The 13,713-nt window shown below is 67.8% G+C and carries 9 protein-coding genes and 1 pseudogene; 3 read left to right on the forward strand and 7 right to left on the reverse strand.

What is annotated here, in order from left to right; translation table 11 throughout:
- Nucleotides 1–7 precede the first annotated feature (7 nt).
- From C0R46_RS19695 to C0R46_RS19705, 3 genes are all read right to left on the reverse strand, one after another.
- Nucleotides 8–1,342 (reverse strand): adenylate/guanylate cyclase domain-containing protein, encoded by a 1,335-nt coding sequence (locus C0R46_RS19695; protein WP_102961387.1) that lies wholly within the window; start codon nucleotides 1,340–1,342, stop codon nucleotides 8–10.
- A 106-nt stretch (nucleotides 1,343–1,448) separates the two neighbouring features.
- Nucleotides 1,449–1,904 (reverse strand): cyclic nucleotide-binding domain-containing protein, encoded by a 456-nt coding sequence (locus C0R46_RS19700; RefSeq protein ID WP_102961388.1) that lies wholly within the window; start codon nucleotides 1,902–1,904, stop codon nucleotides 1,449–1,451.
- 49 nt (nucleotides 1,905–1,953) lie between these two features.
- Complete coding sequence (locus C0R46_RS19705; RefSeq protein WP_102961389.1) at nucleotides 1,954–4,668, reverse strand: ABC transporter transmembrane domain-containing protein; 2,715 nt, start codon at nucleotides 4,666–4,668, stop codon at nucleotides 1,954–1,956.
- Between the two features lie 302 nt (nucleotides 4,669–4,970).
- Between C0R46_RS19705 and C0R46_RS19710 the strand changes: the two genes are divergently transcribed.
- Together C0R46_RS19710 and C0R46_RS19715 are read left to right on the forward strand one after the other, a co-directional pair.
- Complete coding sequence (locus tag C0R46_RS19710; protein ID WP_198598417.1) at nucleotides 4,971–6,221, forward strand: glycosyltransferase family protein; 1,251 nt, start codon at nucleotides 4,971–4,973, stop codon at nucleotides 6,219–6,221.
- Nucleotides 6,222–6,235: 14 nt separating this feature from the next.
- The gene (locus tag C0R46_RS19715) at nucleotides 6,236–7,576 is read left to right on the forward strand and encodes a glycosyltransferase (RefSeq protein WP_102961390.1); all 1,341 of its coding nucleotides are present in this window, start codon (nucleotides 6,236–6,238) and stop codon (nucleotides 7,574–7,576) included.
- Here the strand turns inward: C0R46_RS19715 and C0R46_RS19720 are convergent.
- The 3 genes from C0R46_RS19720 to C0R46_RS19730 all read right to left on the reverse strand — a co-directional run bounded on the left by C0R46_RS19720 (nucleotide 7,566) and on the right by C0R46_RS19730 (nucleotide 12,056).
- Nucleotides 7,566–8,906 (reverse strand): nucleotide sugar dehydrogenase, encoded by a 1,341-nt coding sequence (locus C0R46_RS19720; RefSeq protein ID WP_102961391.1) that lies wholly within the window; start codon nucleotides 8,904–8,906, stop codon nucleotides 7,566–7,568. The two genes, C0R46_RS19715 and C0R46_RS19720, sit on opposite strands and share 11 nt — an antisense overlap.
- Nucleotides 8,907–8,988: 82 nt before the next feature.
- Complete coding sequence (locus tag C0R46_RS19725; RefSeq protein ID WP_102961392.1) at nucleotides 8,989–10,929, reverse strand: glycosyltransferase; 1,941 nt, start codon at nucleotides 10,927–10,929, stop codon at nucleotides 8,989–8,991.
- Entirely contained in the window at nucleotides 10,926–12,056 is a 1,131-nt protein-coding gene (locus C0R46_RS19730) for a glycosyltransferase family 4 protein (protein WP_102961393.1), read from the reverse strand. The genes C0R46_RS19725 and C0R46_RS19730 overlap by 4 nt, the downstream gene beginning before the upstream one ends.
- A 257-nt stretch (nucleotides 12,057–12,313) precedes the next feature.
- Here C0R46_RS19730 and C0R46_RS19735 point away from each other — a divergent pair, with 257 nt between their 5' ends.
- Nucleotides 12,314–13,351: an NAD-dependent epimerase/dehydratase family protein gene (locus tag C0R46_RS19735; RefSeq protein ID WP_245413691.1), complete on the forward strand. Its 1,038-nt coding sequence runs from the start codon at nucleotides 12,314–12,316 to the stop codon at nucleotides 13,349–13,351.
- Nucleotides 13,352–13,515: 164 nt separating this feature from the next.
- Here C0R46_RS19735 and C0R46_RS19740 read toward each other — a convergent pair.
- Nucleotides 13,516–13,713: pseudogene (locus C0R46_RS19740) on the reverse strand (methyl-accepting chemotaxis protein); the annotation flags it as partial.

Below are 13,713 nucleotides of genomic sequence, written 5' to 3' on the forward strand. Positions count from 1 at the left end.
GACAGCGTCAGCCGACCTGGTCGCGGCAGGAGGACGGCTTGTGCTGGGTGTCTGCCGGGGCCGCCATGAAATCCGCCAGCTCGTAGAGCGCCACCGGCTTGGCGAGTCCGGTCAGCGGAAAGCTGCCGATCCCATTCCACGATTGCGGGTCGCGCCGCGCGATCGCCTCGGTCGCGAGTACCGGCGTTGCCAGGACCTTGGTCATGCCCTCCATCCGCTCGACCTCGTTCACCGTCGATCCGATGATCGAGAACGACAGGCGCTGCGAGATACCGATATTGCCGAGGCGGACCTCGCCGATATCCATGGCGATGCCGAAGTGGATGAGGGGATCGCCGCGTTCGGCGCGCTTCAGGTTGCAAACTTCGGCCGCGGCGAGGGCGGCGCGGGCCGCCGTTGTCGCGGCACCGACGACGTCGAGGGCACACGAATCGTCCGCCTCGATCGGAAAGATCGCGAGGACCGCGTCGCCGATGAAGGCCATGATCTCGCCGCCGGCCTCGACGGCTGCTCGTCCGGTACAGTCGAAATAGTCGTTGAGGAGCGAGAGATAGGCGTCCTCGCCGACAGTATCGGCGAGATGAGTGGAGTCGCGCAGGTCCGAATACCAGATCAGGGCCCTGGTGCGGCTGCCGCTGCCGAGGGTGATGCGACCGCTCAGCACTTCGCGCGCGATTGTCGGGCCGAGATAGGTGTTGGCGACATTGGCGACGAGGCGCGGATAGGCGGCCGACTTGCAGACGACGGCGATCGGCCGCTGCAGCTGCCGGAGCACCGCCACGGCATCGTCGCTGAAGCCATTCGGATCGCGTGTCGACCAGGTGACATAGAGCCCGAGTTCGTCCGGCCGCGGCAGATCCTGCAGCAGCATGAAGAGTGGGGTGCTGAGCGCCACGAGCTCGACATAGCCCTCGCCGGCGAGCTCGTGGAACAACGGAAAATCGTCGGGCGCAAGGCCCTGGTCGAGACGATCGCGCATCAGGTGGACGCCGTTGTCGAGCATCCACTTGATCGGGCTGCGCTGCCAGCCGTCGGTGTTGGCGTCCTCGTGCGGGAAGCGGTCTGACTGGATCGGCTCACCCGGCTTCCACAGCACCGTCTCGGCCTCGAAGAGAGGGTGCAGCGTCGGCCAGCTGACCCGCGCGCGATCGACTGGCACACCGCTCTGACGCAGGCGCTCGCACAGCGGACCGAGGATCGCTGCGACCTCGCGCTCCGCCAGCGATTCGTCGATCAGCCAATCGGAGATCTGCAGGATCGCCTTGGGATCGATAACCGTCTCCGCCTCCCGATCGAGCAGGGGCTGGATCGAGGGCGTATGTGACACTTGGATGACAGGCATCCCGCGCCTCTAGAACAGGATTGCGGCGCCGTCACGCCATGATGCGATCACGCTTTGCAACCAGCCGCCAAACTGGCTGTCTGTTCCCGTCCGGCCTCCGCGGCGTTCAGGCATCATGCGAGCGGTATTCGACCAGCTCCGCCGTGGTGCGGCTCAGCCGCAGCGCCAGGCCGCGCAGCATCGAAAGCCCGATGGAGGGAAAGTTCTCCAGAAGCTCCACGAGACAGTCTTTGCCGATCCGCAGGGCTTTGACATTGGTGACGGCGCGTACCGTTGCCGTGCGCGGCATGTCGCAGAGGATGCCGATCTCGCCGACGAAGTCCGTCTCGCCGAGACGGGCGATCTCGATCTCCCCGCCAGGCGTGTCGGCGATCACCACGGCCTGACCACTCAGGATGACGAACGCACTGTCTCCAGGATCGCCCTGTCGGAACAGCACTTCCGAGGCCTCGTAGCGCACCAGCTTGGAGGTGAAGGCGAGGAGCTTCAGCTTCGGCGCCTCGATGCCGCTGAACAGCGGCACGCGCCTCAGGATGTCGACCTCGCTGGTCAGCACGCTCATACGCCGCAAGCCTCCGCAACGACGATCCCGGCTTTGCCCGGGTGCACTCCTACTCCGCGGCCAATGCCGAGGCGGGCTGAGACTGCTCTATTTTCCTGTCATTGACCAGTCGGCCATCCTTGAACTCGACAAACCGCTCGAACATCGAAGCCTGATCGGCGCCGCTGAGCACCCAGAAGGTGCCGAAGGGACGATCCGGGTCGCGGCTGCGCCGCAGCGTGGCAGCGATGATCTTGCCCTGCGTGTCCGCATCGAGCGCCGACAGGCAGCGGTTGGCGATGAGGTAGTCCGGCGACTTCAGGATGCCGCGTGCCAGTCCGAGCTTCTGCTGCTGGGCAAGCGACAGGCGCTTGGCACCGGAGCCGAGATCATAGCGCAGGCCCGCCTTCTGAACGAGCTCCGACAGGCCGAGAGCGCCGAGCGTCTGCAGGAGGCGCTGCTCCACCGCTTCGGCCGCGTTCGCCATGTCCTGCGCGATGCGGCCGAACAGCACGTTGTCCTGGATGGAGGCCGCAGGATTGTAGGCGCCGGCCTCGTGAAAGGCGATGGCGCCCTCGATCTCGGCTGTGGCGTTCTCTTGGAAGGTCGCCCGCGCCTCGACGATTCGCTGCCGCAGGGCGTCGTCCAGGAGCCCCAGACGATCCCGCGGCTCGACATAGTTGAAGGCGAGGCGGATCAACGGCAGGCGGTCGGCATCGGCGATCTCGTCGAAGCTCTTGCCGTCGGTGCGTGACAGGATCTGCCGATAGGTGGCGAGCTCCTCCGGCCGCATGATGGTGATGCGCCGCAGGAGCGGGCTGCCGGGCTCGAGGTCGCCGAAGAGGTCGACCATGGTGGCCGCAATCTCCCGCCCGATCGCAAGGAAGGGCTCGACGAGGCCGAGCGCCTGCAGGATCTGCCGCACGTGGCTGCGGGTCAGCATCCACGTCGTCTCGGCATCGGAGCTGCGGGCGGCGCCGAAGACCACGTTCTCCAGAATGCCGGCATTGTTCATGTAGCGAGCCGGGTCGAATGGCTCGACATAGGCGCCCATGCCCGCCGCGGCGAGCTGCTCGCGGAAGGCGACGCGCGCGTGCAGGATCGGCTCTGCCATGCGCGACTGGTACTCGGGCGGAACGGACGCGGCGAGGCCGAAACGCTGCACGTCGCGTTCCAGCATGACGATCTTCAGGACTTCGGCGATACGCCGCTCCAGCTCGGCAGCCGAAGACGCGCCGGCGGCCTTGAAGTCGACCCACTCGTCGCGCGGATCGAGCGGGCTGTTTCCGGCGGCCAAGGTTTCGAGCTGAGCGAGCCGCTCGCGTTTGCCGGCCGAGCGCGGCACGGCCGCCACCGGACGGCGCTTCAGCGGATAGAGAAGAGCGTCCCGCAGCGTTGACTGGGGATAGAAGGGCGTTGCCTCGGCATAGGCGATCCGCCGACCGGTCGTCGCCTCGCCGTAGCTCTTCAGCGGCCGGTCGGCGAGCAGGACCTCGCCATTGGTCGGAGCGTTGAGGCGCGCCAGGATCTCCGCAAGCTGGCCGGCGCCGTCGCCGATCATGCCGTAGGCGGCGGTGCGCTCCGTCAGAGGCAGCTCCACCGAAACGTCTTCGAGCAGCCGCGTGCCGGCATCGTCGCGTGTGCTGATCCCGTGGAGGACGAAGCTGCCCGACAGCGACTCGACGTCGCCATGCACCGGCGCCTGCAGCGCGGCGTCGGAGATGCCCTTGATGTCGAACTGCTCGATGACCTGGTCGTATTTCACGGCCACGTCGAGACGCGCCAGATCCCAGTCGATCAGGTCTTTTAGCGGCGAGGGCAGTTCGCGATAGGCAGCGATCACGGCGACGAGCTGGCCGATATCGAGCTGTCCCGTGATCGCGAAATATCCGCCGAAGAGGTAGAAGATGAAGGGCGTTGCCTGCGACAGGAAGTTGTTCAGGAACTTGACGAAGAACTTCCACTGGTAGATGTCGAAGCGGATCAGGAAGATGTGCCCGAGATCCGCCGAGATACCGGCGCGCTCGAAGTTCGACGTGTCATTGGCATGCACGCTGGCGATGCCGTCGATGATCTCGCCGATCCGACCGGAGAGCTGGCGTGCGGTCAGCTGGCGCTCGCGTCCGAGCACCAGAAGACGCCGCCGCATCTTCGGGATGACGATGATCTGCAGGCCGGTCACCGCGAGCGCCACCAGCCCGAGCGTGAAGCTCTGGACGAAGATGAACACCATCGACGTCAGCACCTGGCTCATGAGGAAGAGCGGCGTGACGAAGGCGTCGCCGATGAAACCGCCGATCGGCTCCAGCTCGTCCTTGATCATGCTGGCGACTTCCGGCGGCCGCAGCTGCCGGAACTGCCGGATCGGGAACCGCAGCAGCCGGTCGACCATCTCGTAGCGCAGGCGCCGCAGCATGCGCTCGCCGAGCCGGCCCTTGTAGATGTTGATGTAGAACTTGAAGGCGCCGTTGATCACGACAAAGGCCAAGAACAGGCCTGACAGGATGAACAGCGCCTGCATCCGATCCAGCTGCACGCCGGGGAAGAGCACGATCTCGTCGAGCCCGAACCAGCCATCCGGCAGCGGCACGGTGGTGCGCAGATAGGTCGGCAGCGTCGTTGCGCCGGCCTCGAATCCCTCGCCCTGGATCGGGCCGTTGATGATCGCCTTCGGCAGGTCGAGCGAGACGTAGAGGAACGGGATCGACAGCAGAACGACGAGCAGCATCCAGAGCTGCTGGCGACGCGTATGCCGCCAGACATAGCTGTAAAGCGACTCTGCCATGCGCTGGACGCCCTCGAACTCGACGAAGCGAGGAGTCTTATCAGCCGCGGCGTTCCTGCACTAGGAGTGAGCGTGCGACGGCGAGTCCGGTCGGCAGCCGATCCTCGATGAGTCAGGCGAATGGGAGCTTCGGGTGGCGGCTGCGTTCCAAACTGTTGTGCCGCATCGGCGGCCCGGCTACGTTGCACCGCACGCAGCTCTCGCTGCCCGAGAAGACCGCGTCTGCGGCCGGCGTGGCGAGGCGGCAGCCCGTGCCGCGGCTGAAAGGTGAGATGGGCATGTTGCATCAGCCGTCTGGAGGGATGACGTCGGTCCGTTCAGGCGGACTGCGGATCCTGATCTACAGCCACGATACCTTCGGCCTTGGCCATCTCCGGCGCTGCCGCGCGATCGCCAATCAGCTCGTCTCCACGCATGATGGCGCCTCGGTGGTCATCATCTCCGGTTCGCCGATCATCGGCAGCTTCGAGTTCGGCGGCGGCGTCGACTATGTGCGCGTGCCGGGCGTCGTGAAGCTGCCGAACGGCGAATACACGACGCAGAGCCTGCATTTGCCTCTCGATGCGACGGTGGCGATGCGGGAGGCGATCATCCTTCAGACGGCGCTGACCCTGAAGCCGCATCTCGTCATCGTCGATAAGGAGCCGACGGGTTTTCGTGGCGAGTTCCTGCCGGCACTGCGGGCGCTGCGGGAGACGGATGCGCGCATCGTGCTCGGCGTGCGCGACGTCCTCGATGAACCTTCGGTGCTGCGGCCCGAATGGGATCGGAAGGGAGCCGTCGAGGCGCTGACCCGCTACTACGATGACATCTGGATCTATGGGCTCAGAGAAATCTATGAGCCGCTCGCCGCCCTCGATCTGCCGGAACAGGTCTGCCGCCGTGCCGTGTACACGGGCTATCTGAGGCGCGAGCTGCCACCCAAGCCGCAGACGCCGCGCTACCCGAAGCTGACGCGCGAGCCCTTCGTGCTCGTCACTCCCGGCGGCGGTGGCGACGGCGAGGAGATGATTGACTGGGTGATCTCGGCCTACGAGGCCGATTGCACGATCCCCGTCGGGGCGCTGGTCGTGTTCGGCCCCTTCGTCGACCGTGATCGCCGCGCGGCCTTCGTGGAGCGGATCCAGCGACTGCCGAAGGTCGATGCCATCACCTTCGATGCCAAGATCGAGCATCTGATGAGCCGCTCCGTCGGTATCGTAGCCATGGGCGGCTACAACACCTTCTGTGAGATCCTGTCCCTAGATCGGCCGGCGCTGATCGTGCCTCGGCGCACGCCCCGGCTGGAGCAGACGATCCGTGCCGAGGCGGCAACCCGGCTGAAGCTCGTCAGCATGCTCGACGGCGCCGAGCTCGCTGCCGGCCGCAAGCGCGATCCGTTGGAGATGGCGCAGGCGATCACCCGCCTCGCCGAGCAGCCGGTGCCATCCAAGGCCTTCCTGCCCGGCCTGCTCGACGGCTTCAACACCATCGAACGGCTGACGCAGAGCTGGTTCTCGGCCGAAGCTGAACTCGACGAAGGCCGGATCCGCCGCACCGGCACCGGCGCCTGATCAGGATATCCTCCATGGATGCCATAGCACCCCGCGCGGTGGTTGAAGCCGGCCGTGCGACCTCTTCGCGGCCGCGTCTTGCCATCGTCGTGAAAGGTTATCCGCGCCTTTCCGAGACGTTCATCGCGCAGGAGATTCTGGCGCTGGAGCGGGCCGGCTTTGCAGTCGAGATCTGGTCGCTCCGCCGCCCCACCGACAAGACGGTGCACGAACTGCATCGGCAGATCAGGGCGGAGCTTCACTACCTGCCGGAATATCTCTACCAGGCGCCGCTGCGGGTGCTGCGCGGAGCCGCACAGGCGCTGCGGCGGCCCGGCTTCGGCCGGTTCCTGCGCATCGCGTGGCGCGACCTCCTGCGGGATTTGACGCCGAGCCGCGGGCGGCGGATCGGTCAGGCGCTGGTGCTGGCGAACGAGCTCGACCCCGCGGTGCCGCATCTTTACGTCCACTTCCTCCATACGCCGGCTTCTGTAGCGCGCTATGCCGCGCTGCTGACGGGCCGAACTTTTAGCTTCTCCGCCCATGCCAAGGACATCTGGACGACGCCGGACTGGGAGAAGCGGGAGAAGATCGCCGATTCCAGCTGGGGCGTGACCTGCACCCGCACCGGTCTCGACGAGCTCCGCCGCCTGTCGCCGCCGACTGACCCTGAACGGGTCAGCCTCGTTTATCACGGCCTCGACTTCGGCCGTTTCCCGGCCCCGCCGGAGCGTGGCGTCGGGCCGGACGGCAGCGATCCGGACCGCCCCGTCGAGATCGTTTCGGTCGGCCGTGCCGTCGCCAAGAAGGGCTTCGACGATCTGCTGGAGGCGCTGGCGAAGCTGCCGGAGAGCCTGCACTGGCGCTTTTCCCATATCGGCGCCGGCGAGTTGCAGGGCGCGCTGCGCGAGCAGGCTGAGCGCCTCGGCATCGCCGGGCGGATCGTCTGGCGCGGCGCGCTGCCGCAGCACGACGTCATCGCCGCATTGCGGACGGCCGATCTCTTCGTGCTGCCTTGCAAGGAAGGCGAGGGCGGCGATCGCGACGGCCTGCCCAACGTCATCATGGAGGCAGCGACGCAAGCCCTGCCGATCCTCTCGACCCGCTTTGCCGGCGTGCCCGAATTCGTGGAGGAGGGCGTCAGTGGCGTTCTCGTGCCGCCTGAAGACACGTCGGCGCTCGCCGAGGCGCTTGGGTCGCTGATCGCCGATCCCGCGCGACGGGCGGCGCTCGGTGCCGGCGCCTATCAGCGGGTGAAAACCGCCTTCTCGTTCAATGCAGGCATCGACGTGCTGGTGGCCAAGCTCGAGCAGACGGCCGGCGCGGCTGCTCCCTCCACCTCAGCCATGGCTGCCCCAAAGGCCTCTAGGCCTTGACGACCTTCGCCATGTCCGCCCCGTTGCGGGCACAGGCATTGCGCGTATCCAGCACCAGTCGGGCCTCGCGAGCCAGCATGGCGTAGTCGACGCCGTCATGGTCGGTCGCGATCAGCGCGGCGTCATAGCCGGCGAGCGTTGCCGGATCGAGCCGGACGGAGCGGCGGCCAGTGAGCGCCGCGTGCTCGCGGGTCGGCGGGATCGCCGCGACATGCGGGTCGTGGAAATCGACGCTGGCGCCGCGCTCCTCCAGGAGCTCGATCAGCCGCAGCGAGGCGCTTTCCCTCGTATCGTCGACGTTCTTCTTGTAGGCGAGCCCGAGCAGCAGGATGCGCGACCCGTTGAGGCCGCGGCGGAAGCGGCGGTCGAGCGCCTCGGCCAACCGGTCCACCACATGCCGCGGCATAGCCGTGTTGATCTCGCCCGCGAGCTCGATGAAGCGCGTGGCGATCTCGTATTCGCGCGCCTTCCAGGTGAGGTAGAACGGGTCGATCGGGATGCAGTGTCCGCCGAGGCCCGGACCCGGATAGAAGGGCATGAAGCCGAAGGGCTTTGTCTTCGCCGCGTCGATGACTTCCCAGACGTCGATGCCCATGGCGTCGAAGATCACCTTCAGCTCGTTGACGAGGGCGATGTTGACGGAGCGGAAGATGTTCTCGGTCAGCTTCACCGCCTCAGCCGCCGCCGGGCTGGAGACGCTGACGACGCGCTCGACGATCGCGCCATAGAGCGCCGCAGCGACGGCGAGCGCGTCCGGCCCGTCGCCGCCGACGACCTTCGGGATCGCCGTGGTGCCGAAGCTGGCATTGCCGGGATCCTCGCGCTCCGGCGAGAAGGCGAGGAAGACGTCGGTGCCCGAGCGCAGACCCGTCGCTTCGAGGATCGGCTTCATCACCTCCGTTGTCGTGCCGGGCCAGGTGGTCGATTCCAGTACGACCAGCTGGCCGGGGCGCAGCGCCGCAGCGACCGAGTGGGTGGATGAGACGACGAAGGAAAGATCGGGTTCGCGCTGGCGCGTCAGCGGCGTCGGCACGCAGATCAGCACCGCATCTGCCTCGCCGAGGCGGGTGAAATCATCACTTGCCTCGAAGCGCCCGGCTCCGATCGCTGCTGCGATCGGCGCATCCGGGATGTGGCGGATGCCGCTTTGCCCGCCGTTGAGCAGGGTGACCCGCGCCGCATTGATGTCGAAGCCGAGCACGGAGAAGCCGGCCGCTGCGGCCGCAATTGCCAGGGGCAGGCCGACATAGCCGAGGCCGACGATGCCGATGCGGGCGCTGCGGGCTTCGATCCGGCTTAGGAGCTCGTCGGCGAGGGCATTGCTGGTCATGAAGGCTCCATCACGGCGTCTCGCCCTGTTGCCGCGGTGATAGACCTGGCGGGCGCCCGCCGGAAGGGCACCGCGTCCAACGCTATCCCGCCGCCGGGGTGAACAGATCGGCTGCGGGGGCGAACCGCACCGCCGGATGCGCCGCCAGCAGGTCGAGCAGCGCGTCGAGGAAGCGCCAGATCCATTCGTCATGGACGAGGTGATGCGTCAGCAGGCCGAGTGGCTCGTCGCTGTCGAGTGCGTCGATGAGATCGTGCAGGATGCCGGCTTCGGGTCGCAGGCCGCCGCCGCGCTTCCAGTCGATGGGGTCGCAATGCGTGTTGACGATGGTGAGATCGTGCTCGCGCGCTGCCGCGCGCGGCTTGAAGGTGGAGAGGCCGCGATAACCGATGACGGTGAGATGCGGCACCAGGCCTGCATCGATGCGGTTCCAAGGCGGCACGAGGACGGGCAGTACGGCTTCGCCGAACAAGGTCTGCATCGTCAAAAGGCCGCCCGTCAGCTCCTCCAGAACCCTCGCCGGGTCGCGGAAGCCGAGCTCCTGCTTCTTGGCGCCGGCGGGCGCATGGTTATGGTGGGCATGGCCATGGACGAGCACCGTGACGTCGGGATGCGCCCGCGTCCACGTCGCGAGCTCGGTCGTCGCCAGGGCGGGGCTGACAGCGAGCGCCAGCGGAACGCGGTACTTGGCGGCGAGGACCGTGAGCCTGTCGAGAGCCGGCGTCGGCCGCTCGGCGTCATCGTCCCGCCACCACAGCGTAACGGTGCGCCCGGCGGCGTGCAGCCCATCGAGCTTGGCAGTCAGTGCCCTCCATGCCGCTTCGGTCGCATCGGCTGCCAGCGAGGCCGTCTCGATCGCCCTGACGCTTCCTGCGACGCCGTCGAGCGAGAAGCCGGACGGGCTGAGTCGCGGCCGCTTCGCTGCCGCATCGACAGCTGACAGCAGGCGTCGTGGCGTCAGCTCCGCCTGCGGCAGCAAGGTCGCCAGACCGCGCTCCGCCAAAGCCTCGGCGCGCAGCCGCTGTTCCGCCTCGCCGCCGTCCTCGAAGGGCACCAGCACCGCCGGCGTGCCCGATTGCAGGAGATCGAGGGCGGTGTTGTAGCCGGCCTGGCTGACCGAGACGGTGGCGGTTGCCAGCAGGGCTGCGAAGTCGCGCCGGGCCCGTTCGACCGTCACATTCGGCGCCATATCGCGGGCCAGACGATCGAAGTCGTCCTGCGCCACCCCGTGGCCGATGAGGATGCGCCAGTGACGGCCCGCATCGAGCACTCCGGCTTCGACGGCGGCAGCGAAGAGGGGCAGGGCGGCGGCGCTGTTGCCACCGGAGACCAGCACCTCCTCTCGGCGTGGGACAGCGGTCGCTGCCTCGGCGGCGTCCGACGCTACCGACGCCGTCGCAGCCGTCGCAGCCGTCGCAGCCGTCGCGGCTCGGGCATTGCCGACATAGCCGGTATAGATGAGGCGCCGCGCCACCGCCGGGCTGACCGGCCAGGAGGCGCCAAGCGGCACCGCCTCGCCGTCGCCATGAACGAGCACGCCGTCATAAAAGAGGCCGAGCGCCGCCTCAGCCTCGACAGCCTTCCGCGGCCGCGACGGCGGGTTGAGGATGTCGCGCACGGAGGCAAGTATCGCGGGACGTGGCCTGCGCGCGGCGGCGGCCTCGATCAGCGCACGGAACTCAGGCGCCAGCTGCCGCCGTCCGAAGGGATAGGTCTCGGTGATGACCAAGTCGGGCGCGGCGGCCTGAAAAGCCTCGAGCACGCGATCGATCCGCGCCTGCCGCATCTCGTCATCGATCGGTTGCCCGTCGTCGCGGAGCAGCGTCGAGAAATCGGTGCCGACGCAATGGACCGGCGGCAGCTGGACCAGTTCCACATCGGTGAGATCGACCAGCGGCGCCGGACGGCCGCCGCTGACCAGCGTCACGCTGTGCCCGGCTTCCGCGAGCCCGCGCGCCACGGCGGCCGAGCGGGTCAGATGCCCGACGCCAAGAAGATGGGTGACGAGGATAAGGACCTTCATGCCCGCAGCGCCTCGGTTGCGATGAGCGGCGCCAGCACGGACCGCAGCACAGAAGCGGCGGCAGCGAGCGTATGCCGCCTGTCCAGGTTGGCGCGTGCGCCGGCCGACAGCCGCTCGGCGAGACCCGGCTCCGCCATGACGCGGCCGATGCAGCGGGCGAAATCACCAGCATCGCCGGGCGCTGCGAGAAGACCGCCGGTGCCCTCCGCGACGACCCCGGCAACGCCGCCATAGCAACCGGCAACAGTCGGGCAGCCCTGGCTTGCCGCTTCCAGGAACACCATGCCGAAGGCTTCGTTGACGGCCGGCCAGACCAGGAGATCGCTGCCGGCATAGAGTCTTGCCAGAGCCCGGTTGTCGGCCACGAGTCCATGGAAGTGCACGCGGTCGCCGAAGTCACGGAAGAGTGCCTCGACCTCGCCTCGCGCCGAGCCATCGCCGGCGATATCGAGCGTCCAGTCGCCGGGCAGCTGCGCCAGCGCCGAGGCGAGGATGCGGTAGGAGGCAAGCTTGTCCCCGGCGCGCATCATCGCCACGGTGAGAAGGCGCAAGGCGCCGGCCCGTGGGCCGCGCGGCTGCGGCGGCCATTCGGCCATGTCCAGAAACGGCGGCAGATCGACGATGCGCTGACCGGGCATGCTGACCGCCTCGAGCGCGGGACGATCGCGCGGGTTCAGCACCAGTAGGAGGGATGCGCGATCGAGCGCCGCCTCTGCGGCGGCGTGGCCGCGCGCATGCGGGCCTTCCGCGCGCTTCGGAGCGCGCGAGCCCTCGGCCACCACGTAGGGCAGCGACAGGGCGGCCGCGACGGCGGGGCCGATCAGATCCGGCGCCTTGTAGTAGTTGTGGTAGGTGAACCAGAGAGCCGGACGTTCGTCTGACGGGAGGGCGCTGAACCGGGCCATCAGCTGCTCCGTTTCCGCCTCGGCCGCAGCCTCGATCGCATCCTGGCGCGAGGCGTCACCGTCGGCATTGTAGCTCCCGAGGCGGGAGGCAAGGTCCGGCTCGAAGCCGGCCGTGGCGAGCGCGCGCAGGAGCAGCCGGCCCATGGCCCGGTCACCGGAGGGCACCGGATGGTCCGGATGCTTCAGCGGCGCATAGAAGGCGACGCGGGGAGTGGCAGGCATGGCGCCGGAACCGGGATGAACTGCGAAGGGTCGCTCGCGGACTAGATCAAACCCGCCGCACCCGCAACGGCCGCGGCCTTCGCGGCGGCGTGAAAGCGAGCGTGAAAGCACCGTCTCCACCGGCCCCAGGCTGGCGATGATGGACTTGCCACGGCGTCATGCTATGGCCGCGCTATAGTGCATGGAGCTTGCAAAAGGGCGGACGGCTGACGTCGAAGTCTGTCCCGCAGGATCAGAGCGGCCTCAGCCTTGGGTGAATGATGACGATCGTTGCAGAGGGAGCGCTGGCAGCCGAGGCAGGCATCGGCCGTGTGCTCGTCACTGGCGCGGCCGGCTTCATCGGCTTTCATGCCGCCGCGCGGCTTCTTGGCGACGGGATGGCGGTGCATGGGATCGATGACCTCAACGCCTATTATGATCCGCGACTGAAGGAGGCACGGCTCGCCGAGCTGCGGCGGCAGGAGGGCTTTTCCTTCGAACGGCTCGATATCGCCGACCATGACGCGCTTGCGAAAAGCTTTGCCTCGTTCCGGCCGGATGTCGTCATTCATCTTGCGGCACAGGCTGGCGTGCGCCATTCGGTGCAGCATCCGTTCGCCTATTCGCGGGCCAATCTCGACGGCTTCCTATCGGTGCTCGAAGCCTGCCGCGCGGCGACGGTGCGCCACCTCCTCTATGCATCGTCCAGCTCGGTCTATGGCAGCAACGCCAAGGTACCGTTCAGCGAGGCTGATCCCGTCGAGCACCCGGTTTCGCTCTATGCCGCCACCAAGCGCGCCAACGAGATGATGGCCGAAGCTTACGCCCACCTATACGCCATCCCCATGTCGGGCTTGCGCTTCTTCTCCGTCTACGGGCCCTGGGGGCGGCCGGACATGGCCTACTACTCCTTCGCCGAGGCGATCGTGGCAGGGCGGCCGATCGAGCTCTACAATGGCGGGCGGATGTCGCGCGATTTTACCTATGTCGGCGACGTCGCGGAGGCGATCGTCAGGCTGGTGCCGCGTCCACCGGTGGTGCGCGCGCCGAATGCGCAGAATCCGGCGGCGCGTCACACCATCTACAATGTCGGCAACCACGAGGCCGTCAGCCTCGGCGATTTCGTTACCGCGATCGAGACGGCGCTCGGCAAGACGGCCGACAAGCGCTTTGGCCCCATGCAGCCGGGCGACGTGCCCGCCACCTTTGCCGATGTGAGCCGCCTGCAGGCGGCCGTCGGTTACGCCCCGCAGACGCCGCTCAATGAGGGTATCGCCCGCTTCGCCGAGTGGTTCAGGACTTATCACGGCGTGTAGCAGGCGCCTCCGGCACCAGCCGCCGCAGGTCGGGCGGCTTGCCAATGACGGCTGCCGCACGCCGATCTCAAGCGATCGGCGTTCGAGACGCTGAGGCAAACAAAAAGCCCCGCCGGCAGTGCCGGCGGGGCTTTGCTAGTCTCGTTCAGGGCGAGATGCCGTTCTCAGAACTCCTCCCAGCCATCGACCTCGGCCGCAGCCTTGGGTGCGGCACCGCCGGTCCCCGTGGTGCGCATCTGCACGACGGTGCGGGCAGGCGCGGCTGCCGCGCGGGCCGGCGTCGGCCGTGCGGAGGCCTTGCGGGCCTGGGCGGCGTGGCCGGCGGCCGATGCGGTGCGGAACTGGGCGATGAGGTCGGCCAG

The sequence above is a fragment of the Mangrovicella endophytica genome (genome assembly GCF_002893625.1).
In the GTDB taxonomy this organism is placed as follows: domain Bacteria; phylum Pseudomonadota; class Alphaproteobacteria; order Rhizobiales; family Rhizobiaceae; genus Mangrovicella; species Mangrovicella endophytica.